The 22,939-nt window shown below is 70.2% G+C and carries 21 protein-coding genes and 1 riboswitch; of the genes, 17 read left to right on the forward strand and 4 right to left on the reverse strand.

The genetic code is table 11. The annotated features are described in order from the left end of the window. Positions 1-215 precede the first annotated feature (215 nt). Complete coding sequence (locus ABZV40_RS03485; RefSeq protein WP_355435088.1) at positions 216-1,409, reverse strand: 8-amino-7-oxononanoate synthase; 1,194 nt, start codon at positions 1,407-1,409, stop codon at positions 216-218. Between the two features lie 43 nt (positions 1,410-1,452). On the opposite strand from ABZV40_RS03485, the gene ABZV40_RS03490 reads away from it, so the two are divergent. Then, positions 1,453-2,514: a hypothetical protein gene (locus ABZV40_RS03490; protein ID WP_355435091.1), complete on the forward strand. Its 1,062-nt coding sequence runs from the start codon at positions 1,453-1,455 to the stop codon at positions 2,512-2,514. Here the strand turns inward: ABZV40_RS03490 and ABZV40_RS03495 are convergent. Next, positions 2,498-3,331: a zinc-binding dehydrogenase gene (locus ABZV40_RS03495; RefSeq protein WP_355435094.1), complete on the reverse strand. Its 834-nt coding sequence runs from the start codon at positions 3,329-3,331 to the stop codon at positions 2,498-2,500. The two genes, ABZV40_RS03490 and ABZV40_RS03495, sit on opposite strands and share 17 nt — an antisense overlap. Positions 3,332-3,413: 82 nt before the next feature. Here ABZV40_RS03495 and ABZV40_RS03500 point away from each other — a divergent pair, with 82 nt between their 5' ends. The 13 genes from ABZV40_RS03500 (at position 3,414) to ABZV40_RS03560 (ending at position 17,783) form a co-directional block, all read left to right on the forward strand. Then, positions 3,414-3,917: a helix-turn-helix domain-containing protein gene (locus tag ABZV40_RS03500; protein WP_355435097.1), complete on the forward strand. Its 504-nt coding sequence runs from the start codon at positions 3,414-3,416 to the stop codon at positions 3,915-3,917. 10 nt (positions 3,918-3,927) lie between these two features. After that, positions 3,928-4,887, forward strand: coding sequence for a beta-eliminating lyase-related protein (locus ABZV40_RS03505; RefSeq protein WP_355435100.1), 960 nt, complete (start codon positions 3,928-3,930; stop codon positions 4,885-4,887). Positions 4,888-5,108: 221 nt separating this feature from the next. Next, positions 5,109-5,249: riboswitch (cobalamin riboswitch) on the forward strand. A 39-nt stretch (positions 5,250-5,288) separates the two neighbouring features. Next, a complete protein-coding gene (locus ABZV40_RS03510) occupies positions 5,289-7,190 on the forward strand; it encodes a putative cobaltochelatase (RefSeq protein ID WP_355435103.1) in 1,902 nt (633 codons plus the stop codon). 12 nt (positions 7,191-7,202) lie between these two features. Next, positions 7,203-7,817 (forward strand): cob(I)yrinic acid a,c-diamide adenosyltransferase, encoded by a 615-nt coding sequence (gene cobO, locus ABZV40_RS03515; protein ID WP_355435106.1) that lies wholly within the window; start codon positions 7,203-7,205, stop codon positions 7,815-7,817. Then, complete coding sequence (locus ABZV40_RS03520) at positions 7,814-9,187, forward strand: cobyrinate a,c-diamide synthase (RefSeq protein WP_355435110.1); 1,374 nt, start codon at positions 7,814-7,816, stop codon at positions 9,185-9,187. The genes cobO and ABZV40_RS03520 overlap by 4 nt, the downstream gene beginning before the upstream one ends. Positions 9,188-9,216: 29 nt before the next feature. After that, complete coding sequence (locus ABZV40_RS03525) at positions 9,217-10,245, forward strand: cobalt-precorrin-4/precorrin-4 C(11)-methyltransferase (protein WP_355435113.1); 1,029 nt, start codon at positions 9,217-9,219, stop codon at positions 10,243-10,245. Continuing rightward, a complete protein-coding gene (locus ABZV40_RS03530; RefSeq protein ID WP_355435116.1) occupies positions 10,245-11,066 on the forward strand; it encodes a hypothetical protein in 822 nt (273 codons plus the stop codon). The genes ABZV40_RS03525 and ABZV40_RS03530 overlap by 1 nt, the downstream gene beginning before the upstream one ends. Further along, positions 11,063-12,319: a cobalamin biosynthesis protein gene (locus tag ABZV40_RS03535; RefSeq protein ID WP_355435119.1), complete on the forward strand. Its 1,257-nt coding sequence runs from the start codon at positions 11,063-11,065 to the stop codon at positions 12,317-12,319. The genes ABZV40_RS03530 and ABZV40_RS03535 overlap by 4 nt, the downstream gene beginning before the upstream one ends. Positions 12,320-12,422: 103 nt before the next feature. Then, entirely contained in the window at positions 12,423-13,796 is a 1,374-nt protein-coding gene (locus tag ABZV40_RS03540) for a M4 family metallopeptidase (RefSeq protein WP_355435122.1), read from the forward strand. Between the two features lie 124 nt (positions 13,797-13,920). Beyond that, on the forward strand, positions 13,921-14,697 hold the full coding sequence (locus ABZV40_RS03545; RefSeq protein WP_355435125.1) for a serine protease: 777 nt from the start codon (positions 13,921-13,923) through the stop codon (positions 14,695-14,697). A gap of 124 nt (positions 14,698-14,821) precedes the next feature. Next, positions 14,822-15,535: a PIG-L deacetylase family protein gene (locus tag ABZV40_RS03550; RefSeq protein ID WP_355435128.1), complete on the forward strand. Its 714-nt coding sequence runs from the start codon at positions 14,822-14,824 to the stop codon at positions 15,533-15,535. Between the two features lie 51 nt (positions 15,536-15,586). Then, positions 15,587-16,795: a uroporphyrinogen-III C-methyltransferase gene (cobA, locus tag ABZV40_RS03555; protein WP_355435130.1), complete on the forward strand. Its 1,209-nt coding sequence runs from the start codon at positions 15,587-15,589 to the stop codon at positions 16,793-16,795. Between the two features lie 124 nt (positions 16,796-16,919). Further along, complete coding sequence (locus ABZV40_RS03560) at positions 16,920-17,783, forward strand: RICIN domain-containing protein (protein ID WP_355435134.1); 864 nt, start codon at positions 16,920-16,922, stop codon at positions 17,781-17,783. Between the two features lie 58 nt (positions 17,784-17,841). On the opposite strand, the gene ABZV40_RS03565 is transcribed toward ABZV40_RS03560, so the two are convergent. Next, entirely contained in the window at positions 17,842-19,584 is a 1,743-nt protein-coding gene (locus ABZV40_RS03565) for a proline--tRNA ligase (protein WP_355435135.1), read from the reverse strand. 122 nt (positions 19,585-19,706) lie between these two features. Here ABZV40_RS03565 and ABZV40_RS03570 point away from each other — a divergent pair, with 122 nt between their 5' ends. Continuing rightward, positions 19,707-20,069: a VOC family protein gene (locus ABZV40_RS03570; protein ID WP_355435138.1), complete on the forward strand. Its 363-nt coding sequence runs from the start codon at positions 19,707-19,709 to the stop codon at positions 20,067-20,069. A 159-nt stretch (positions 20,070-20,228) separates the two neighbouring features. On the opposite strand, the gene ABZV40_RS03575 is transcribed toward ABZV40_RS03570, so the two are convergent. Beyond that, complete coding sequence (locus tag ABZV40_RS03575) at positions 20,229-21,209, reverse strand: GNAT family N-acetyltransferase (RefSeq protein WP_355435142.1); 981 nt, start codon at positions 21,207-21,209, stop codon at positions 20,229-20,231. An 85-nt stretch (positions 21,210-21,294) separates the two neighbouring features. Between ABZV40_RS03575 and ABZV40_RS03580 the strand changes: the two genes are divergently transcribed. Together ABZV40_RS03580 and yaaA are read left to right on the forward strand one after the other, a co-directional pair. Then, positions 21,295-22,050: a class I SAM-dependent methyltransferase gene (locus tag ABZV40_RS03580; RefSeq protein ID WP_355435143.1), complete on the forward strand. Its 756-nt coding sequence runs from the start codon at positions 21,295-21,297 to the stop codon at positions 22,048-22,050. 25 nt (positions 22,051-22,075) lie between these two features. Further along, positions 22,076-22,804, forward strand: coding sequence for a peroxide stress protein YaaA (yaaA, locus tag ABZV40_RS03585; RefSeq protein WP_355435146.1), 729 nt, complete (start codon positions 22,076-22,078; stop codon positions 22,802-22,804). The last annotated feature ends 135 nt before the right edge of the window (positions 22,805-22,939 follow it).

Consider the following 22,939-nt stretch of genomic DNA (forward strand, 5'->3'; position numbering starts at 1 on the left):
GGGCCCTCGCGTGCGGTAGGAGCGCACGAAAGCTCCCCGCGTGCACTTCGGTCGTGAAGGGTGCGGGCCTCATCGAGGACGGGATTCCACACCTGTGGATGCAGCGCACTCCGTGACCCCGCCCTGCCCGGTCGGGGTCGCACGCGGGGCCCTCGCGTGCGGTAGGAGCGCACGAAAGCTCCCCGCGTGCACTTCGGTCGTGAAGGGTGCGGGCCTCATCGAGGACGGGATTCCACACCTGCGGACGCCGCGCACTCCGTGATCACGCGCACCGCGCGTTCGATGTCGGCCTCGGTCAGGTCGGCGCGCGCGGTCAGCCGCAGCCTGCTGATCTGGTCCGGCACCGACGGCGGCCGGAAGCAGCCGACGACCACGCCGTTGGTGCGGCAGCTCTCCGCCCACCGGAACGCCTGCTCCGGGCCGGGCGCGCGGACGCTCACCACGGCGGCCGCGGGCGTGCTGACCTGGAAACCGGCCTCCTTCAGGCGGTTGCTCAGGTCGTGCGCCACGGTCAGCGCGCGCTCGGGGCGGTCCGGTTCCTCGCGCAGGATCTTGATCGCCGCGAGCGCGGCCGCCGCGCTCGAAGGCGCGAGTCCGGTGTCGAAGATGAACGTGCGCGCGGTGTCGATCAGGTGCTTGATCACCCGGCTCGGGCCGAGGACCGCGCCGCCCTGCGCGCCGAGCGACTTGCTCAGCGTCAGCGTGGTGATCACGTCCGGTGCCTTGATGATGCCCGCCTCGGCGACCGCGCCGCGTCCGCCCGGTCCGACCACGCCGAGTCCGTGCGCGTCGTCGACCACGAGCGCGGCACCGGTGGCGCGGCAGGCCTCGTGCAGTTCGTTGAGCGGCGCGATGTCGCCGTCGACGGAGAACACCGAGTCCGTGACGACGATCGCGCGGCGCTTGCCGCGGGTCTCCAGCGCGTGCCGGACCTTGCCGACGTTGCAGTGGTCGGTGACGACGACGTCCGCTTTGGACAGTCGCGTGCCGTCGATCAGCGACGCGTGGATGTGCTGGTCGGCCACGATCGCGGTGCCGGGCCCGGTGAGCGCCGTGACCGCGCCGAGGTTCGCCGCGTAGCCGCTGCTGAAGACCAGCGCGGACTGCGCGCCGCAGAAGTTCGCGAGCTCGTACTCCAGCTCGGCGTGCAGCTCCGTCGACCCCGTGACCAGGCGCGATCCCGTCGAGCCCGCACCCCACTTGAGCGTGGCGGCGGCCGCGGCACCGGCGACGCGCTTGTCCTTGGCGAGCCCGAGGTAGTCGTTGCCGGCGAGGTCGAGATCGGTCGAGTCCGCCGTGCGCGGCCGGACGCGGCGGGTCAGACCCGCCTTGGCGCGCGCTTCGGAGCGGACGTCGATCCAGTCGAACGTCGACTCACCACCACTGGAAATCGCCTCAGTTGTGCTCACGGTCACCGCCTGAGTCTCCCATCCGCCGACTAGCGTGCCGCTTGTGGACCTGTTCACCTTCACGCGTGCCGAGCTCACCTCGCCGGTGCAGTTCTGCGACGGCCGCTGGGTGGTGTCGGCCTACGACGACGTGCGCGCGGTGCTGGCAGATCCTGTCACCTACCTGCCCGACAACGCGCTGACCGCCGTCACGCCGGTGGCACCCGCGGCGCTGCGCGCCCTGGTGAGGGCCCGGTTCTCGTTGCCGCCGACGCTCGCGAACAACGGTTCTGCGTCGCACGCGGGCCTTCGCCGCCTGGTGGCGTCGTTCTTCACGCCCTCGCGGGTCGCGGCGGCCGAGCCTCGCATTCGTGAGCTCGTTTTGGAACGTCTTGGTGGCAAGGATCTCGTGCGCGACCTGGCGTGGGACCTGCCCGCGATCGTGCTGATGGAGCTGCTCGGCCTGGAGAACGTCGACATCCCGACGTTGAAGCGCTGGAGCTCCGGCTCGCTGGAGTTCTTCTGGGGCGACATCACCCGCGAACGCCAGCTGGAGCTGGTCGACGACGTCGGCGACTTCCACCAGTGGCTGGTCAAGCGCTACCACGCGCGCGACGGCGAGCTGTTCTGCGCGCTCGCCGACGCCGGCGTCTCCGCCGAGGACTCCGCCGGCCTCTGCTACTTCCTGCTGATCGCCGGTCAGGAGACGACGACCCAGCTGCTGTCCACGGCGTTGCACCGGGCGTTGCGGGACCGTGCGCTGTGGGCGCGGCTGGCCGACCGGGAGGTCGCCGAGTCGTTCGTCGAGGACGTGCTGCGGACCGAGACGCCCGTGGTGACCTGGCGCCGGCTGACCGCCCGCGAGGTGGTGCTGTCCGGGGTGCGCGTGCCTGCCGGTGCCGAGCTGGTGCTGTTGTTGAGCGGCAAGGAGAACGACCCGCGGCACCTGGCGTTCGGGTACGGCCGCCACTTCTGCCTCGGCGCCGGTCTGGCCCGGTTGGAAACCGCGGTGGTGCTGCGGACCGTGGCGGCGCACGAACCGTCGTTGCACCTGGTCGGGCCGGCGCCGGAGTGGCTGAACCTGCTGTCGTTCCGCGCACCGAAGTCGGTCACGGTCGCGCGATGAGCTTGCCCGTCGTCGTGCGGGCCTCCAGCGCCCGGTGCGCCTCGGCGATCTCGTCGAGCTTGTAGACGTCGCCGAGCACCGGCTTGAGGTTGTGGCTGAAGACCTCTTGCAGCGTGACGTCGCGCGGCAGGCCCATGACCGCGACACCCTTGCGGAAGATGTCGCCGGCTGTGACGTCCAACGGCTCACCGCTCGCGTACCCGAAGACGACCATCCGTCCGCTGCCGTCCTTGAGCAGCTCGAACGCGTTGCGGCCGATCCGGCCGCCGATCGACTCGAACACGACGTCCACGGGCTCCAGACCGTCCCAGTCGTAGCCGATGCCGCACCTGCTGGACGCCTTCAGCACGGTCGCGCCCGCCCGTTCCGCGAGCTGCCCGAGCAGGGTGCCGACGCCGCCGTTCGCCGCTTCGACCAGCACCCGGTCGCCCGGTCGGATGCGCGCCGCCTTCGCTGCGGCGACCGCGGTGGTGCCCTGCAGGAACAGGGCCAGGGCCTCGTGGTCGCTCACGTCGTCCGGCAGCTCGACCGGATCTTCGACGACGGCCTTCGTGGCGTAGGCGCCGTCTCTCGGCACGCCGATGACGCGGCGTCCGTCCTGCGTGATGCCGACGACCTCCGAGCCCAGGACGGCGGGCAGCGTCGGGCCCGGATACCACGGGAAGAGCTCGCGCCCCTTGCCGCGGCGGATGACCGTCTCGCCGTAGTTGAGGCCGATCGCGGTGACGTCGACAAGGGTGTCGCCGACCGGGTCCGCGACCTCTTCCGCGACCAGCAGCTCGGGGCCGCCGAACTCGTGGAACCGCACTGCCTTCATCTCGTGATCTCCCCCAGTAAGCGGACTGACGGTCCGGTTGCTACTATACGGACCGTCAGTCCGCTTATGTCAAGGAGCTGTGATGCGAGCCGATGCCGCGCGCAACCGGGCCGCGTTGCTCGCGGCCGCCACCGACCTGATCTGCGAGCACGGCGTCGAGGCCGTGTCGATGGAGGACGTGGCCGCGGCGGCGGGCGTCGGCAAGGGCACGGTGTTCCGCAGGTTCGGCGACAAGGCGGGCCTCATCCAGGCCGTCGTGGACGAGACGGCCGCGTCGTGGATCAAGGTCGCCTCACTGGAGTGCCGCACCGCCGCCGAGTTCGCCGGCACCCTGTTCGACCACGTGCTGGCGTCGTTGCCGCTGGTGATCGCGGTCGAGCGGACCACGACCCGCAGCTGCGAGGGCAACTTCCAGCTCACCGTCGACCGGCTGACGGGGCTCGTCGGCTCCACCTTCAAGGCCCACACCCTGCTGGCCGTGCTGCGCGGCGAGCACATCGCGTTCCTGCTCGACCAGGGCATGACCGCCCACGACATCCGAGCGGGCGTCATTTCGCTCGCGAACACGCTGGCCGCTGGGGTTTGATGCCGGGGTGATGAACCGCCAGCTCTCGGGAGTCCGCAAGAAGTCGCTGCTGGAGTTGCTCGGCCCGGTGCCGGACGTCGACCCGGACCGCTACGGCGAAGGCGGCCCGGTGGGCGCCCTGGAAACGCGGGTCGCGCAACTGCTCGGCACCGAGGCGGCGCTGTTCGTGCCGACCGGCACCATGGCGCAGCAGATCGCCCTGCGCTGCTGGGCCGACCGCACCCACAACCCGATCGTGGCGATGCACCCGCTGGCCCACCCCCTGCACCACGAGGACGACGCGCTGACCGTCCTGTCCGGCCTCCGCCCGATCAAGGTCGCGAACGAGCACGTGGCGGACTGCCCGGAACCGTTCGGCACGCTGCTGGTGGAGGTCCCCGACCGCGAGGCCGGCTTCGTCCTGCCGACCTGGGACGAGCTGGTGTCCGTGGTCGACGCCGCCCGCGACCGCGACGCCGTCGTGCACCTCGACGGCGCCCGTCTGTGGGAGAGCACGTACGGCCTCGGCAAGCCGTTGGAGGAGATCGCGGGCCTCTTCGACTCGATCTACGTCTCGTTCTACAAGTCGCTGGAGGGCATCTCCGGTGCGGCACTCGCCGGCACCCGGGACTTCGTCGACCAGGCCCGCGTCTGGCGGCACCGCTACGGCGGCATGCTGTTCCAGCAGTGGCCGGCGGCGCTGTCGGCCCTGCACGGCCTCGACACCGTGCTGCCCCGCCTGGGCACCTACGTCGCGCACGCCAAGGTGGTCGCCGAGGCGATGGGCCTGCCGGAGCCGCACACCCACCAGTTCGCGCTGCACCTGCCCGGCGACCCGGCCCGGCTGACCGAGGCGAGCGGGAAGTTCCTCGGGCGGTTCTGGCGGGACGGTCAGATGGCCAAGACCGAGGTCACGGTGGCGGAGCCCGCGCTGGAGTGGACGGGCGACGAGGTGCGGGAGGCGTGGGCGGAGTTCCAGAGCCTGCTCTGATGTGACATCGCGGCGGCCGTGGTGTTGTCAGGTGACCACAGACCTCGCGGAGTCCGATGCTCGTCCTCGAGCAGGACGACTCGGTCCTGGAAGCGGACGAGAAGTTGCTCTACCAGCGCGTCCGCGACCTCGGTTGCCAGGACTTCGCAGCGCTAGTGCGACTGAGAACCAGCAGCCTGCCGCGTCCGCGACGCGATGTCGCTCACCTGGCTGTTGGACCGGCAGGACCGAAATGCGACGATGCCGGGGCTGTGAGGGGAGTGCGAGGAAGCCGGTGCGAATCCGGCGCCGTCCCGCGACTGTGACCGGTTCTCGAGGAGGAGGCCGGGAGTCAGGAACTCGTCCCCCTCTTTCGACCACCGGCCACGGGCGTGGACACCCGAGGAAGGACTTCGCCGAGCATGTTCCCCTTTTCGGCTGTCGTCGGACATGACGACCTCCGGCTGGCCCTGCTGCTGAACGCCGTGCACCCCGGTATCGGCGGTGTTCTCGTGCGCGGCGAGAAGGGGACCGCGAAGTCGACGATCGTGCGTGCCCTGGCCGCGCTGCTGCCCGAGCTGGACGTCTCCGAGAACTGCCGGTTCGGCTGCGTGCCGGGCACGACGGACTGCCCGGACGCGCCGCACGACGGCAGTGAGCGCAGGCCCGCGAAACTCGTCGAGTTGCCGGTCGGTGCCACCGAGGACCGGCTGGTCGGGTCGCTCGACCTGGAGAAGGCGCTGACCGAGGGGGTGCGGGCGTTCCAGCCCGGGCTGCTGGCCGCGGCGCACCGGGGCGTGCTCTACGTCGACGAGGTCAACCTGCTGCACGACCACCTGGTCGACCTGCTGCTCGACGCGGCGGCGATGGGGCGGGCGCACGTGGAGCGCGAAGGCGTCTCGGTGTCGCACCCGTCGCAGTTCCTGCTGGTCGGCACGATGAACCCCGAGGAGGGCGAGCTGCGGCCGCAGCTGCTCGACCGGTTCGGGCTGACCGTGGCGGTGAAGGCGGCACGGGACGTCGGTGTCCGCACCGAGGTGATCCGGCGCCGGCTCGCCTACGAGGCCGACCCGGTGACGTTCGCCGCGAAGTGGGCGGACGAGGACGCGAAGCTCAAGCAGCAGATCACGCAGGCACGCGCGAACCTCCCGCGAGTGTCCCTTCCGGACGGTGAGCTGCGCAGGATCGCCGCCGTCTGCGCGGCTTTCGAGGTCGACGGCATGCGCGCGGACCTCGTCGTCGCCCGTGCCGCCACCGCCCACGCGGCCTGGCGCGGCGCGACGGAGGTGGAGGAGACCGACGTCGAGACCGCCGTCCGGCTCGCTCTGCCGCACCGTCGTCGGCGCGACCCGTTCGACGAGCCGGGCATCGAGGAGCAGCAGCTCGAAGACGCGATGCGCCAGGCCGCCGAGCACGCGGACGAGCCAGACGGCCCGGACGACGACGGCCCCGGCGGTGGTGAGCTGCCCGAACCGCAGGAAGGCCCGGCGGGCAACGGGAACGCGCCGCAGGACCGTCCGGCACCGGAACCCGCGCCGGCGTTCAAAGCACGCCTGCTGGAGGTTCCCGGAGTCGGGGAAGGCGCGCCGGGCAAGCGGTCCAGGGCCCGTGCCCGCACCGGCCGGGTCGTGCGTTCGTCCGAAGTGGACGGAAGCGGACTGCACCTGGTCGACACCCTCACGAACGCGGCGCCGCACCAGCAGGCCCGCGGCCGCAGCGGGCCCGGCCTGAAGCTGGAGGGATCCGACCTCCGCAAGGCCGTGCGGGAGGGCAAGGAGTCCAACCTCATCCTGTTCGTCGTCGACGCTTCCGGTTCGATGGCCGCACGTCAGCGGATGTCCGCGGTCAGCGGCGCGGTCGTCTCCCTGCTGCGTGACGCCTACCAGCGCCGGGACAAGGTCGGCGTGGTGACGTTCCGCGGTCAGAACGCCGAAGTGGCCCTGCCCCCGACGACGTCCGTCGACGCGGCCGCGACCAGGCTCAAGAAGATGCGCACCGGCGGCCGCACGCCGCTCGCGGACGGCATCCTCAAGGCCCACCGGGTCCTGGAGATCGAACGGCTGCGGGACCCGCGCAAGCGCCCGCTGGTCGTCCTCCTCACCGATGGCCGCGCGACGTCGTCAGGACTCGGCGGCGACCCGACCAAGGACGCGCTGAAGGCCGCGGGCCTGCTCGAACAGACCGCGGTCGTGGTCGTCGACTGCGAACAGGGCCACATCCGCCTCGGCCTCGCCCAGAAGATCGCCGAGGCGTTGCACGGCACCTGCGTCCGTCTCGACCAGCTCAGCGCCGACCACCTCGCCGGCGTCGTCCGCGCCGCATAAGGAGAAACCCCAGTGCCACAGGGACAGCCCACCGAGGTGCCGAAGGACGGCCTGACGACGCGCCAGCGCCGCAACCGGCCGTTGCTCATGCTGCACACCGGTGAGATGAAGGGGAAGTCGACGTCGGCGTTCGGCATGGCGTTGCGCGGCTGGAACCAGGGCTGGGACATCGGCGTGTTCCAGTTCGTGAAGTCCGCCAAGTGGAAGGTCGGCGAGGAGTCCGCGTTCAAGGCGCTCGGCCGGCTGCACGACGAGACCGGCGAGGGCGGCGCGGTCGAGTGGCACAAGATGGGCGAGGGCTGGTCGTGGTCCCGCAAGCAGGGCACCGAGGAAGACCACGCCGCCGCCGCGCTCGAAGGCTGGCGGGAGATCGCCCGCAGGCTGCGGGCCGAACGCCACGGCTTCTACGTGCTCGACGAGTTCACCTACCCGCTGCACTGGGGCTGGATCGACGTCGACGAGGTCGTCGACACGCTGGTCACCCGGCCCGGTCACCAGCACGTGGTGATCACCGGGCGGTACGCGCCGGAAAAGCTCGTCGAGGCCGCCGACCTCGTGGTGGAGATGACCAAGGTCAAGCACCCGATGGACGCCGGGCAGAAGGGCCAGCGGGGGATCGAGTGGTGAACAGGCTGGTCGTCGCCGCCCCGGCCTCGGGCAGCGGCAAGACCACCGTCGCGACGGGCCTCATGGCCGCGCTGCGCCGCACCGGGTCACGCGTCGCGCCGTTCAAGGTCGGCCCCGACTACATCGACCCCGGCTACCACTCGCTCGCCACCGGGCGCCCCGGCCGCAACCTGGATCCGGTGCTCGTCGGCGAGCACCGCGTCCCCGGCCTGTTCGCGCACGGCGCCAAGGGCTGCGACATCGCGGTCGTCGAAGGCGTGATGGGCCTGTTCGACGGGCGCGTCGACACCGCGGGCGTCGGCTCGACCGCCCACGTGGCCAAGCTGATCAACGCGCCGGTGCTGTTCGTCGTGGACGCGCGCGGCCAGAGCCGGTCGCTCGCGGCCCTGCTGCACGGTTTCCGCGGCTACGACCCGACGGTCCGGCTCGGCGGCGTGATCCTCAACCAGGTCGGGTCGGAACGGCACGAGCAGGTGCTCAGGTCGGCGTGCGACGAGGTCGGCCTGGACGTGCTCGGCGTGCTGCCGAGAGACCCGCAGTTCTCCTTGCCCTCAAGGCATCTAGGCCTCGTCACGGCAGCGGAGCACGGCTCGGAGGCGGTGCGGGCCGTCGACGCGATCGCCGCCGCCGTCGCCGAGCACGTCGATCTCGAAGCGGTGCGCGGGCTGGCGTCGGTGCCCGCGATGGCGGTTGCCGCGTGGGAGCCCCAGGTCGAACCGGTGACCGGAGAACCGCTGGTCGCGGTCGCGGGCGGAGCGGCGTTCACGTTCGGCTACGCCGAGCACGTCGAAATCCTCAAGGCGGCGGGCGCGGCCGTGGCGGTCGTCGACCCCCTCAACGACGACGATCTGCCTGAGGGCACCGCGGGACTCGTGCTGCCGGGCGGGTTCCCCGAGCAGCACGCGGAAGCTTTGTCGGCCAACGTGAAGTTGCGCGACGCGGTCGCCCGGTTCGCTCGATCGGGTGCGCCGGTGCACGCCGAGTGCGGCGGGTTGCTGTACCTGGCGAGATCGCTCGACGGGCACCCGATGTGCGGGGTGCTCGACGCCGACGGGTTCATGACCCCGAAGCTGACCTTGGGTTACCGGGACGCCGTCGCGTCCGCGGGCTCACCGCTGCACCCGCCGGGCAGCCGCGTCACCGGCCACGAGTTCCACCGGACCCAGCTGTCCACACCGCACTCGACGCCACCCGCGTGGCACTGGCGCGGCGTCGACTCCCGGCCGGTCGCGGAGGGTTTCGTGAAGGGCGGAGTGCACGCGTCGTACCTCCACACGCACCCGGCAGGTGATCCGGAAGCCGTAGCCCGGTTCGTGCGGGCCTGCCACCCGTTCGTGGCCGGAACGGCAGGCGGTACGGTCTTCGCCTAAGCCAAAGTCCGAACCCCTGTGGAGCTGTCGTGACGACGACCGGTCGGGTTTCCTTCGTCGGCGCCGGTCCGGGTGCCGCCGACCTCATCACTCTCCGAGGCGCGCGCCGCATCGCGGAAGCCGACGTCGTCATCTGGGCCCCCAGCGCGGTCGACGCCGAGTGCGTGCGCGAGCACGCCCGCGCCGACGCCGACCTGGTCGACTTCTCGCGCGTCACGTCCGAGGAGATCACCGATCTCTACCGCCGTGCGGCCGCCTCACGGCAGACGGTCGTCCGTCTGCACACGGGCGATGCCGCGACCGGTGGTGGTGTGCAGGAGCAGTACGACCTGTGCGTGCGTCTCGGTCTTGAGGTCGAGGTCGTGCCGGGTGTCTCCGTGGTGGCCGCCGCCGCTGCCCGGATCGGTCGCGAGCTCACGCTGACCGAGGCGTCGTCGACCGTGCTGATCTCGCCGGAGAGCAGCGAGCTGGTCGCCGAGTTCGCCGCGCTGCAGACCACGATGGCCGCCACGGTCTCGGGTGCGCGCACCGGTCAGTTCGTCGAGAAGCTGCTGCAGGGCGGCTACACGCGCGAGACGCCGGTCGTCGTCGCGTACAAGGTGAGCCAGGCCGACGAACTGGTCGTGCACACGACGGTCGGCGAGCTGGAGTCGGTGGTGAAGCAGCACAAGCTGTACCGCCCGACGCTGTTCCTCGTCGGCACGGCGGTGAAGGCGCCCACGCGCCGTGTCTCCACCTCGGCCACGACGTCGGTGGACGAGCCGATCCGCGCGGCCCGCCCGACGCGGTGGTCGCGTCGTGCCGCCACGCGCATCGCGACGCGGGCCGACGAGCCCATCCCCGCGCCCGCGCAGGCGCCCGCCGCGGAGCCGAACCCGGCGTGGACCGCGGTCGAGGAAATACAGCAGTCGGTGCGCAAGCCGGCCGAGGAGGCCGCGCCGAAGCCGAAGCTGACGGTCGTCGCGGCGGAGAAGCCGAAGCCGCCGACGGTCCGCGCCTCGACGGCCACGCCGAAGAAGAAGCCCGCCGCGCGTAAGCCGAAGCGCACCACGAACTGATGTCGCTGGAGAAGTTGCGGGAAGCAGCCGGACGCCCCGTCGAGACCGTCGACGCGGCGGACGGTCTGCGTCCCGCGCTGAACGTGTGCCGCGCCCGTTCCGCCGTGATCGTCAAGCTCGCCGAGGGCATCGGACCGGCCGAGATCGGCGCGGGTCTCGCGGGCTGGCGCCGCACGATGGTCGTCTCGGACTCCGGCGAGCTGACCACAGTGGACCCGCGTGATGCGGTGACCCGCCGCTGGACCGCACCGGACGCGGTGTTGTGCTTGGCGGACAACGAGTTCCTCGTCTCGAACGACGGCTGGGCGCTGCCGGACGACGCGTTCGCGAGCCGCAGCCACGTCCTCGGCGCGGAGGTCCGGGCGTTCGTGCTGGCCCGGCTCGCCCCGCGGCCCGGCGTGCTGGTGTGGGACGTGCTGGCCGGTTCCGGCGCGGTGGCCGTGGAATGCGCCCGCCTGGGTGCCGCGGTGCTCGCGGTCGAGCCGGATCCCGTGCAGTGCGTGCGGATCATCGCGAACGCGTCGGCGCACGGCGTCGACGTGCGGGTCGAGGAAGCCGAGCTGGACACGGCGTCGTTGCCCCGCCCGGACGCCGTGTTCGTCGGACGCGGTCAGCTGGCCGAGGTCAAGGCGTCCGCTGCGGTGAGCGCCCGGCGCGTGGTCGTCGTGACGGAACGGGTGGACGAGATCGTGCCCGCGCGGGACGCGCTGGTGGCCGCCGGGTACGAGGTGGAAGGCGTGCACTGGACCGCCTCCAGGTTGCTCGACTCGGGATTCGCTCCGGCGGTCCCGGTGACCGTGTTGTGGGGAACGAAGAAGTGATCGGTGTGTTCGCCGGTGCGGCGCAGCGCGGTGACGCGGCCGATCTCGCCGGTCTGCTGGGTGCGGACGCGGTCGTGCCGGACGGTCCGCTCAAGCCGGCCGTGCAACGGTTGTGGCCGCGCCTCGGCGCGGTGGTGCTGTTCCTGGACGCGGGCTCCGCGGTCCGGTTGATCGCGCCCCTGGTGCGGGACAGGCGATCCGACCCGGCCGTGGTGTGCGTGGACGCGCATTTCGTCGTGGCACTGGCTGGTGACGCCGACGCGTTCGCCCGCCACGTCGCCGACGCGCTCAACCGCACGGCCGTCGTGACGGGCGGTCCGTCGATCGACTCGGTGCTGGACGAGCTGGTCGAGCAGCTCGACGCCACCGCCGACGGCAACGTCGAGGCCTGCGCCGCCGCCATCGAGGCGGGCGAGAAGGTCGTGCTGCGCAACCCGTTGGGCTTCCCGCTGCCCGCCCTGCCGCCCAACGTCGTGGGCGCGGGCGAGGACGCGACCTGGATGATCGTCATCGACGACCGGGCGGCCGCCGCCAAGGACAACGTGCTGCGGATCGTCCCGCGCACCCTCGTCGTCGGCGTGGGCTCGACGCGCGGTGCGTCGGCCACGAGCGTGGGTGCCGCGTTGGCCGAACTGGACGCGCAGGGCGGGCTGGATCTGCGTGCCATCAAGGCTTTCGCGACGGCGGACGCCAAAGCGGACGAGCCCGGCATCGTGGACGCGGTGGAGGACTGGGGCTTCTGGCACGGCGACACGGCCGAGCTGCTGACGTTCCCGACCGAGGAGCTGGCCGAGATCGGTGTGCCGAACCCGAGCTCGGTGGTGCGCAACTCGATGGGCACCGCGAGTGTGGCGGAAGCGGCGGCGTTGCGCGGCGCGCGGAGCATCGGGCACGGCGGGCGGATCGAGCTCGCGGCCGAGAAGTTCAAGCGGGACAACGTGACCGTGGCCGCGGCACGGGTGCTGCCGCGCGGCCGCCTCGCGCTGGTCGGGCTGGGACCGGGCGCCGCGGAGGAACGCACTCCGCGTGCGGAGGCGGAGATCCGGCGGGCGGCGTTCGTGGTGGGCACACCGGAAGCGATCGACGCGGTCTCGTCCTTGTTGCGTCCCGGCACCGAGATCCGCCACGAGGGCGCCTGCGACTTGGCCGCGGTGGGTGCGGCCGTCGCGTTCGTCGCTTTCGGAACCGGGCCAACGCTGGACATTCCGGTCGAAGCCGACGTAATTGTTGTTCCCGGAGTATGGGAACACTGACGGTTTTCCTCCTTTCGTAGGGTCTCCGTCGAAGATTTCTTGATTAGCGTCCCCGCGCACACGGCCCACTCCCTGCCTCGGGCCCGATGCTCTGGAGACCGACATGAGATCCCGTCGTCTCGTCGCTGTCGCCTGCACCGCCGGCGTCGCACTGTCCCTGCTGACGATCAACGCTCAGGCCGCCGCCGCCAAGGAAGGCCTGCGCCTGCTGGCCATCCGCGACTCGCTGACCGCCACGCACACCTGGTACGAGCAGACCTACGACGGAAAGCCCGTGCTGGGCGCCTACTACGTCGAGCACGTCGACAAGGCGACCGGCGTGAAGACCGTGGACGACGGTCGCCTCGCCGTCGGCTCGGTCGACGTCACGCCCGCCGTCACCGCGGAGGAAGCCAAGACCAAGTCCGCCGGTGTGCCGGAAGGCGCGAACCTCAAGGTGCTGCCCGGGACCGGGCTCGTCTACGAGGTGATCTCCGACAACGGCAAGGGATCCGAGCGCACCCTCGTGCACGCGGGGACCGGCGCCGTCATGAAGTCGGAGAGCCTGGTCAAGCACTACGACGGCACCGGCAAGGTGTTCAGCCCGAACCCCGTGGTGGCGCTGCAGAACGAGAGCCTCACGGACAACAACGACGCCGACTCGGCCGTGCCCGCCAGTGCGTACAAGTCGGTCACGCTGTCCAACCTGGACAGCTCCGGCTACCTCAAGGGTGACTACGCCCAGGTGACGGGTGCCAAGAGCAAGCTGGCGTACAGCAAGACCCGGAAGTTCGAGTACACCAGGCACAACCCGTACTTCGAGCAGACCAACGCCTACTGGGGCGTGACGGAGGCCCAGAAGTACATCCAGAGCCTCGGCTTCAAGAACATCAACAACGAGTCCCAGAAGATCACCACGATCGGCCTGACCGACGACAACTCGTTCTACGACCCGTCGAAGGACCTGATCACGTTCGGCACCGGCGGGGTGGACGACGCCGAGGACCTCGAGGTGGTGTGGCACGAGCTCGGCCACGCGATCCAGGACGCCCAGGTGCCGGGCTTCGGCTCGACCGAGGAGGGCGGCGCGATCGGTGAGGGCTTCGGCGACTGGTGGGCGATGATCATGTCCTCCCGCGACTCGAAGGACACGGCCACGACCCCGCTGGCGTGTGTCATGGACTGGGACTCGACGGCCTACACGACCACGACGCCGCACTGCATCCGCCGCACCGACACCAACAAGACGATCGCCGACAAGACCGGCGAGGTGCACGACGACGGTGAGATCTGGTCGCGTGCCCTGTACGACATCTTCAAGAAGTTCGGCAGGGAGAAGTCCGCGAAGATCGTGCTGGAGGCGCAGTTCTCCTACTCGCCGGCGACCGACTTCAAGGCGGCTGCCAACGCGACCGTGGCCACGGCCAAGAAGCTCTACGGTGACGCGGATGCCACCGCGGTTGCGGCAGCGTTCCAGGCACGCAAAATCATCAGCTAGGTCAACTGTGAAGTCGGACATGCCCGACTAATGGCGGTTATGCCGCCGAATCTCCACCCGTGACGCTGTGTGTGCCGCCGCTCGACACCCTGCACACACAGCGTCATCGGGAAGGACTGGCAACATGGCGAAAACCCTGCATCGCCTGATCGTGTCCGTCGTGGTGTCCGCTCTCGCGAGCATCTTCTTCACCGCACCGGCAGCCAACGCCGACGACGTGTCGCCGATGATCGTCGGTGGCACGCGGGCCAGCACCGCCGACTACCCGTGGGTCGTCATGCTGACGACGACCGCCAACTTCCAGTTCTGCGGTGGCACTCTCGTGAAGGCCAACAAGGTCGTCACCGCCGCACACTGTGCGAAGGGCCGCACGCCCGCCAGCACTCGGGTCGTGCACGGTCGTGACGACAAGCAGAGCACCGCCGGCACCGTCGCGAACGTGACCAAGATCTGGATCCACCCGAGCTACACCACCGCGACCGCCGGTTACGACGTCGCCGTGCTGACGCTGGACCGCAACATCAGCTCGGCCACCCTGCCACTCGCCACCCCCGCCGACACCGCGCTGTACGCGGCGGGCAACTCCGCGCTGATCCTCGGCTGGGGCACCACGTCGTCGGGCGGTTCCGCCTCGCGGTACCTGCTGAAGGCCAACGTGCCGCTGACCTCGGACGCGACCTGCAAGTCCGCGTACTCGCAGTACAGCAACACCTCGATGGTGTGCGCGGGCTTCCCGCAGGGTGGCGTGGACACCTGCCAGGGCGACTCCGGCGGCCCGCTGGTGTTCGGTGGCAAGCTCATCGGTGACACGTCGTGGGGCCAGGGCTGTGCGGCGGCCGGTTACCCCGGTGTCTACGGCCGGATCGCGCCTTACAACTCGGTCATCACCGCTCAGCTCTGACCCGCCAGTCCTCAGTGGACGTTTGCCTGGGCATGGACACGGCCACCACACCGATCCTCAGCACACGGTGTGGTGGCCGTCCGTCAGTTGCAAGGTGCGTACGTTCTCGCGCATCCTGCGGGGCATGGCTGATCTCGAAGCGGTGCCGGAGGACTGGTCGACCGCGCTGGTCGTCGTCGCTCATCCCGATGACATGGAGTACGGCGGTGCGGGTGCCGTCGCGCGGTGGACCGCCCAGGGTAAGAAAGTCGCGTACGTGCTGGCGTGCCGTGGTGAGGCGGGCATCGACACGATGGAGCCGTCGGTCGCCGGGCCGTTGCGCGTCGAGGAGCAGATCGCGTCGTGCGCCGCGGTGGGCGTGTCCGAGGTCGAGTTCCTGGACCACCAGGACGGGGTCATCGAGTACGGCGTGCCGTTGCGGCGTGACATCGCGGCGGCGATCCGGCGGCACCGGCCCGAGTTCGTGATCGTCAGCAACTTCCGCGACACCTGGCCCGGCGGCGCGTGGAACCAGGCGGACCACATCGCGGTCGGACGCGCGGCCGTCGACGCCGTGCGCGATGCGGCCAACCGGTGGATCTTCCAGGACCTGGGCCTAGAGCCGTGGAGCGGTGTTCGGTACGTGGCGGCGGCGTCTTCGCCGTTGTCGACGCACGCCGTGGACATCACCGACTCGTTCGACGCTGCGGTGGCATCTCTGCGCGCGCACAAGGCGTATCTCGCTGCGCTGAGCGGCGACATGGCAGATCCCGATGCGTTCCTGCGCGGCGTCGCCGAGGCGGTGGGGCAGCGGTTCGGCGGCGGCCTGGCCACCTCGTTCGAGATGCTGCGGGTGTGACCATGTTCCCTTCGGGTGGACACGACGTGTCGGTTGTGGATGCTTCTACGCATGCCCTTTGAACAGCACTACCTGGCCGGCCTCGACCTGCGGGGCCGGCGCGTCCTCGTGGTCGGCGGAGGCACGGTCGCCCAGCGCCGCCTGCCCCGCCTGATCGCGTCCGGCGCCGCCGTCGAGCTCGTGTCGCCGTCCGTCACCCCCGCCGTGCAGGGCATGGTCGACGCGGGGGAGCTGACGTGGCATCAACGGCGCTTCCAGCCCGGTGACGTCGAGGGCGCGTGGTACGTGGTGGCGTGCACGTCCAACGTCAACGTCAACACGCAGATCGGCGAAGAGGCGCTTTCTCACCGTGTGTTCTGCGTGCGCGCGGACATCGCAGTCGAGGGTACAGCCGTCACACCGGCCGTGGGCACGCACGACGGTCTTGTGCTCGGTGTGCTGGCGGGTGGCGAGCACCGTCGTTCGGCTTCCGTGCGCGACGGGCTCGTGGCGGCGTTGCGGGACGGGCGGATCGCGGACCAGACCGCGGCGCCGGTCGGGGTCGCCCTGGTGGGTGGCGGACCGGGGGACGCCGAGCTGATCACCGTGAAGGGCAAGCGTTTGCTGGCCCAGGCGGACGTCGTCGTCGCCGACCGGCTGGCCCCGCGTGAGCTGCTGGAGGAACTGCCCGCGCACGTCGAGGTCGTCGACGCGGCGAAGATTCCCTACGGCCGTGCGGCCACGCAGGATTTCATCAACCAGACGCTGATCGACCGCGCCAAGGAGGGCAAGTTCGTCGTCCGGTTGAAGGGCGGCGACCCGTACGTCTTCGGCCGCGGCTTCGAGGAGCTGCTGGCGTGCGCCGAAGCCGGCATCCCGGTGACCGTGGTGCCGGGCGTGACATCGGCGTTCGGCGTGCCCGCGTTGGCCGGTGTGCCCGTGACGCACCGAGGCGTGGCGCACGAGGTCGTGGTGGTGTCCGGTCACGTCGCACCCGATGACCCGCGCTCTCTCGTGGACTGGCCGGCGATCGCACGCCTGCAAGGCACCGTCGTGCTGATGATGGCCGTCGAACGAGCCGGTGCCTTCGCTTCTGCTCTCATGGAAGGCCGTCCCGGTTCCACGCCGGTCGCTGTGATCCAGGAGGGCGCCACGGCGTCCCAGCGCGTTTTCCGGTCCACTCTGGACTCCCTGGGGGCCGACGTGAAGCGCTGGGAAGTCCGTCCTCCGGCCATCATCGTCGTCGGTCCGGTCGCGAACATTGCTCCTGCAAATAGTTAGATAAGTTTCTTTACAAAAGCCGCCAGGCCGGTGGACTCTGCATGCACGCCGCCTAAGTCCACCGGTTCTTGCGGAGGCACGCATGAAACGCGCCCTGTCTGTGGCGGCAGGCATACTGCTCATGATGTCCGGTTTGTTCGCTTCATCACCCGCGAGCGCCGCATCCCAACAGGTCTTCTGGACCTTCTACGGCTGGTACGACAACACCCCGCCGGGCGGAGACATCTCCTACCCGAAGATCCACGACACGGCAGGCGGCAAGGGGACCTGGTCCGACCCGATCACGTTCGCGACGTCCAGCAAAGAAGCCAAGCCGGGCACCAAGATCTACTTCCCGCGCGTGAAGAAGTACTTCATCATGGAGGACGGCTGTTCCTCGTGTGAGCAGGACTGGAACGGCAACGGCCCCAACGGCGGCCCGAAGCTGTGGCACTTCGACGCCTGGATCGGTGGCAAGGGCGGCAACGCCATGAACGCCATCGACTGCGAAGACGCCCTCACGAACTACCACGACGACGGCAAGCCCGTGATGGAGGAGACCGTCCTCAACCCGCCGTCGAACCTCACCGTCGACCCGACGCCGATCTTCAACACGTCCACGGGCGAGTGCTACGGCGGTGCGAAGCCCAAGACCACCAACGGTGAGTACAAGAACGTCTCGACCGGCAAGTGCCTGCAGGGCGGCGCGTCCGGCTCGCAGCTCACCACGGCCACCTGCAACGGTTCCGCCGCGCAGCAGTTCAAGTTCCACGGCGCGTTCATGGAGCAGGGCTCGCCGCAGCTGTGCACCACGTTGTCGTCGGGCAAGGTGCTGCTGAAGAAGTGCGACGGCGGCCCGGCTCAGCAGTGGTCCATCAACCCGAACAAGACCATCTCGGACATGCAGTACAACACCAAGTGCTACCGCGATGCCTCGGGCAAGGTCACCGCGGCGTCGTGTTCCGGTGACGTGGCCAAGTGGGACTTCAAGGCAGCGGCCAAGAAGTGACCAGGGCGTGAAAAAGGCCGCTTCCCCATCTCCCGCGGGGAAGCGGCCTTTCGGTCTGTCAGCCCTTGACGACGCGGACCAGGTGGTCGACCGCCTCGGCGACCGGGACCTCGACGCGGTCACCGGAACGACGGTCCTTGACCTCGACGGTGCCGTCCTTGAGGCCGCGGCCGATCACCAGGATCGTCGGGATGCCCACCAGCTCGGCGTCCGTGAACTTGACCCCGGGGCTCGCCTTGCGGTCGTCCAGCAGGACCTTGAGGCCCTTGCCGCTCAGCTGCTTCGCGAAGTCCTCGCCGGCCTCGACGAGCGCGTCGTCCTTGCCCGCGATGACGATGTGGACGTCGGCGGGCGCGACGTTGCGGGGCCAGATCAGGCCGCGCTCGTCGTGCGACTGCTCGGCGATCGCCGCGACGAGCCGCGAGACGCCGATGCCGTACGAGCCCATGGTGATGCGGACGGGCTTGGAGTCCGGGCCGAGCGCGTCGAGCGAGAACGCGTCGGCGTACTTGCGGCCCAGCTGGAAGATGTGGCCGATCTCGATGCCGCGCGCGGCGACCAGCACGCCCTTGCCGTCCGGCGACGGGTCGCCCTCGCGGACCTCGGCGACGTCGATGACGCCGTCGGGCGTGAAGTCGCGGCCCACCACGAGGTCGACGACGTGGTGGTCGGCCTTGTCGGCGCCCGTCACCCACGCGGTGCCCGTGACGACGCGGGGGTCGGCGAGGTAGCGGACACCGTTGGCCTGCAGGGCGCCCGGACCGATGTAACCCTTGACCAGGAACGAGTTCTTGGCGAAGTCCGACTCCTCGACCATCGCGACCTCGGCGGGCTCCAGCGCCGCCTCCAGCCGCTTGAAGTCCACCTCGCGGTCGCCGGGCACGGCCACCGCCAGCAGCTCCCAGTCCTTGCCGGGGTGCCGGAGCTTCACCAGGACGTTCTTCAACGTGTCGGCCGCGGTGAACTTGCGGTCGGTGTTGGCGTTGAGGAAGTCCACCAGCGACTCGATGGTCGGCGTGTTCGGCGTGTGGTGCACCTGAGCGGCGGGCTTGTCGTCGATCGACTGCGCGGGCGGCGCGGGCGTCGTGACGGCCTCGACGTTCGCCGCGTAACCGGACTCGGTGCTGCGGACGAAGGTGTCCTCACCCGTCTCGGCGACGGCCAGGAACTCCTCGGACGCACTGCCGCCCATCGCACCGGACGTCGCCGACACGACCACGTACTCCAGGCCGAGCCGGTCGAAGATGCGGATGTAGGCGTCGCGGTGGTCCTGGTACGACTTGCTGAGGCCCTCGTCGGTCAGGTCGAACGAGTACGAGTCCTTCATCAGGAACTCGCGGCCGCGCAGGATGCCCGCACGGGGACGCGCCTCGTCGCGGTACTTGGTCTGGATCTGGTACAGCGTGACGGGGTAGTCCTTGTACGAGCTGTACTCGCCCTTCACGGTGAGCGTGAACAGCTCCTCGTGGGTGGGCCCGAGCAGGTAGTCGGCGCCCTTGCGGTCCTTGAGCCGGAAGATGTTGGGCCCGTACTCCTCCCACCGGTTGGTCGCCTCGTAGGGCTCCTTGGGCAGCAGGGCGGGGAACTGGATCTCCTGCGCGCCGAACGCGTCCATCTCCTCGCGGATGACGGCCTCGATGTTGCGCAGCACCCGCAACCCCAGCGGCAGCCAGGAGTACCCGCCCGGCGCGACGCGGCGGACGTAGCCGGCGCGCACCAGCAGCTTGTGGCTGGGCACTTCGGCGTCGGCCGGGTCCTCGCGAAGCGTGCGCAGGAACAGCGACGACATCCTGGTGATCACGGTGGGTACTCCTCGTTCACGGGCTGTCGGAGCAGCCTACTGGTTGGGTTGAAGGTGCCCGTCGCCGGGCATCTGACCTGCACAAACCAAAACTGTCAGACCCCCTGGGTAGCGTCCGCCCCATGTCCCTGACGATTGCCATGATCACCATCGACACCGGCGACCCGCGCAAGCTCGCCCAGTTCTGGACCGCCGCGCTGAACACGACGATCCAGAACGACTGGGGCGGCGAGTTCATCGTCCTCGCGCCGAACACCGAGCACGGCGTGGCTCTGGGCCTCCAGCAGGTTCCGGACGCCACACCGGGCAAGAACCGCGTCCACTTCGACTCGCACGTGCCGGACCGCAAGGCCGAGGTGGCCAGACTCGTCGCGCTCGGCGCCACCGAGGTCGCCGTGCACAGCATTCCCGGCCTCGTCTGGTCGGTGCTGGCCGACCCGGAGGGCAACGAGTTCTGCGTCGGCCAGGCGGGCGAGGAGCTTTAGGGCTCTGCCGGTGCCCGTGGCCGCTTCAGGTTCGTGCCGGCTCGGATTCGGCGCGTTCGTGCACGCTGAGCGCGCGGGTCGGGTTGGTCGTGTCCATGGGCGGTCCGGTGTGCCGGTGGCTCTGCCTTGGCGTGAGCCAGCGTGCGGCTCGGGCCAAGGTCAGGGCAACGCGGGCGTGGAGCCCTGAAGCTCCACCGGCAGCCCGTAGTCGATCCAGGTCCGCGCCACCCCGAACCCGGCGCGCTCGTACACGCCGAGCGCACGGGTCGGGTTGGCCGTGTCCACGGACAGCCCGGCGCGCCGGTAGCCCTGCGCCGCAGCCCGAGCCAGCGTGCGGCTCAGCAAGGCCGAGGCCACCCCGCGCCCGCGGTGGTCGGCGAGGGTACCGACGTCCCCGATCCACAGTTCGCGGACGCCGGTCATCTCCTCGACGACCGGGTAGTACCGGGCGAGCACGAAACCGACCACGGCGTCGTCCTTCAACGCCAGGAAGGAGGTCTCCGGAACGAAACGCTTGCTGTTGGTGAAGGACGCCGCCCACTCCTGCGGGCTGCGGTCGACCGAACCCCAGTGTGCGGCGAACGCCGCGTTGCACACCTGGCGGACCTCTTCGTCACGAGTCGCGGAGAACGGCACGATCTCGTAGCCGCGCGGGGTCGGGACCTGGGCGAGTGACTCGCCCAGCGCCACCTCCAGGTCGTAGAAGTGGCGGTCGGCGCTGAACCCGAGCGACTTGACCAGTGCGACGTGCCCGGCCGAGCGGTTCTCGACCATGGTGCTCGCCACCAGGGGCAGGTCTGGGTGGCGTGTGGTGTGCAGCTCTCGTGCCAACGCGACGAGGCGGGTCAACAGCTGTCGTCCGATGCCGTTGCGGCGGTACGAAGGGTGCACCGCGCCGTCGAGCCGCACGCGGTGTATGCCAACGGGATTGTCGCGCAGCGCGACGAGGCCGTAGGCGGCGAGCACGTCGTCCGCGAACACGGCCAGCGATCCGCTGGGCAGGTCGGTCTCGGCGAACTTCTCGGTGAAGTCCTCTTCGGACAGCAGTTCGCCGGTGTCGTCGATGGCCTCGGCCGTGGTGTGCAGCGCTGTCACGGCGGGGATGTCCGCCGTTGTGAGTGAGCGCCACACGAGTTCCACGAAAACGAAGCTACGGGGAGGTGATGGAGCCTACAACTGAATAACGCGTTGCCCGTACGGGACGAACGACGCCATCCTGCGTGCGATGACGACACCTGAGATAGCGCCGCTGCACGAGGACCTCACGTTTCACGGACCGCTGTCCGACGAACGGGCCGCCCGGTTGATCCGCGGGTTGCAGCCGCTCGACGGGAAGCACGTGCTGGACGTCGGGTGCGGGTGGGCGGAGTTCCTGCTCCGCGTGCTCGAAGCCGCGCCCACCGCCACCGGCACCGGTGTCGATCTGGACGCGACGGCCATCGCGCGTGCCCAGGCCAACGCCTCGTCGCGAGGCCTCGCGGCACGGGTCGGCTTGCACGTTGCGAACGTCCGGCAGTGGCAACCCGAGAAGCCTGCGGACGTCGTGATCGTCAACGGTGCCACCCAGGCGTGGGGCGGAGATCCGTTGCGGCACACGGCGAACGCGCTCGCCGCGGTCCGGAAGCTACTCAGTCCGCAGGGGAAGTTGTTGCTGGGCGAGGGTTTCTGGGAGCGCGAGCCGACCGCCGAGCAGCTCGCCGCGATGCCGATCCCGCGCGACCAGTACGGCACGGTCGCCGACCTGGTGGACCTGGCGCACGAGCACGGCTACCGGCTGCTCGCGGTGGAGCAGGCGAGCCTCGACGAGTGGGACGTGTTCGAGAACGGGCACGGCCTCGCCTGGGAACGCTGGTTGCGCGACAACCCCGGCTCCGAGCACGCCGGCGAGATCCGGGCGAAGGCCGACGCGCAGCGCACCTACCGCCTGCGCGGCTGGCGCGGCACGCTCGGCCTCGCGTACCTGACGCTGCAGGCCCCGTAGCGGACGGGTCGCTACCCTTCACCTCGTGCTGGTGCTGCTTCCCCCGTCGGAGACCAAGGCGATCGGCGGCGAGGGCGCGCCGCTCGACCTCGACGCGCTGTCGTTCCCTGAGCTCAACCCCGTGCGCGACAAGCTGGTGTCCGCGCTGGAGGACCTGGCGAACGACGTGCCGGCGAGCCTCAAGGCGCTCGACCTCTCCGAACGCCAGCTCGACGAGGTCGAGCGCAACGCGGCGCTGCGGACGTCCGAGACGACGCCCGCGCTGCTGCGCTACACCGGCGTCCTCTACGACAACCTGGACTTCCCGAGCCTCAAGAAGGCCGAGAAGCAACGCGCCTACCAGCGGCTCGCGGTCGCGTCGGCGCTGTTCGGGGTGGTCCGCGGCGGCGATCCCGTGCCCGCGTACCGGCTGTCCGGCGGCAGCACGCTGCCGTCCCACGGCAGCCTGCGCACGCTGTGGAAGCCGGCGTTGGAGCCCGTGCTCGAGGAAGCCGACGAGTTCGTCGTCGACCTGAGGTCCGGCGCGTACTCGAGCCTCGCGCGGATCCCGCACGCCGTCGTCGTCCGGGTGGTCACGAGCGAGGGCAAGGTCGTCAGCCACTTCAACAAGGCGCACAAGGGTCTGCTCGCCCGCGCCATCGTCACCACCAGCGCCGAGCCGAGCGACCTGAAAGGCCTGGTCGAGGTCGCGCAGAAGGCCGGGCTCAAGATGCTGCCGACCGGCGAGAAGACCGCTGACCTGATCACGGATTAATTCGGTTGCGCGCCGGGAGAGCGACCCGGCAAGCTTCACCGCAGCCGAAGTGCGGCGTGAGGAACGAGGAGGTGTGACATGTCAGAGCCTGTCTTCGGACGTGTCCGCGAGACCCGTCCCTCCGCCCTTCGCGCC

It is taken from the genome of Lentzea sp. NPDC004782 (assembly GCF_040609115.1).
GTDB lineage: Bacteria > Actinomycetota > Actinomycetes > Mycobacteriales > Pseudonocardiaceae > Lentzea.

What these genes read in the sequence shown, in the direction of transcription:
- ABZV40_RS03500 (WP_355435097.1), top strand. Translation starts at nt 3,414, where the DNA reads ATGCGAGCCGATGCCGCGCGCAACCGGGCCGCGTTGCTCGCGGCCGCC.
- ABZV40_RS03495 (WP_355435094.1), bottom strand. Translation starts at nt 3,331, where the DNA reads ATGAAGGCAGTGCGGTTCCACGAGTTCGGCGGCCCCGAGCTGCTGGTC.
- ABZV40_RS03545 (WP_355435125.1), top strand. Translation starts at nt 13,921, where the DNA reads ATGGCGAAAACCCTGCATCGCCTGATCGTGTCCGTCGTGGTGTCCGCT.
- ABZV40_RS03570 (WP_355435138.1), top strand. Translation starts at nt 19,707, where the DNA reads ATGTCCCTGACGATTGCCATGATCACCATCGACACCGGCGACCCGCGC.
- ABZV40_RS03505 (WP_355435100.1), top strand. Translation starts at nt 3,928, where the DNA reads ATGAACCGCCAGCTCTCGGGAGTCCGCAAGAAGTCGCTGCTGGAGTTG.
- ABZV40_RS03510 (WP_355435103.1), top strand. Translation starts at nt 5,289, where the DNA reads ATGTTCCCCTTTTCGGCTGTCGTCGGACATGACGACCTCCGGCTGGCC.
- ABZV40_RS03540 (WP_355435122.1), top strand. Translation starts at nt 12,423, where the DNA reads ATGAGATCCCGTCGTCTCGTCGCTGTCGCCTGCACCGCCGGCGTCGCA.
- cobA (WP_355435130.1), top strand. Translation starts at nt 15,587, where the DNA reads ATGCCCTTTGAACAGCACTACCTGGCCGGCCTCGACCTGCGGGGCCGG.
- ABZV40_RS03550 (WP_355435128.1), top strand. Translation starts at nt 14,822, where the DNA reads ATGGCTGATCTCGAAGCGGTGCCGGAGGACTGGTCGACCGCGCTGGTC.
- ABZV40_RS03530 (WP_355435116.1), top strand. Translation starts at nt 10,245, where the DNA reads ATGTCGCTGGAGAAGTTGCGGGAAGCAGCCGGACGCCCCGTCGAGACC.
- ABZV40_RS03580 (WP_355435143.1), top strand. Translation starts at nt 21,295, where the DNA reads ATGACGACACCTGAGATAGCGCCGCTGCACGAGGACCTCACGTTTCAC.
- ABZV40_RS03560 (WP_355435134.1), top strand. Translation starts at nt 16,920, where the DNA reads ATGTCCGGTTTGTTCGCTTCATCACCCGCGAGCGCCGCATCCCAACAG.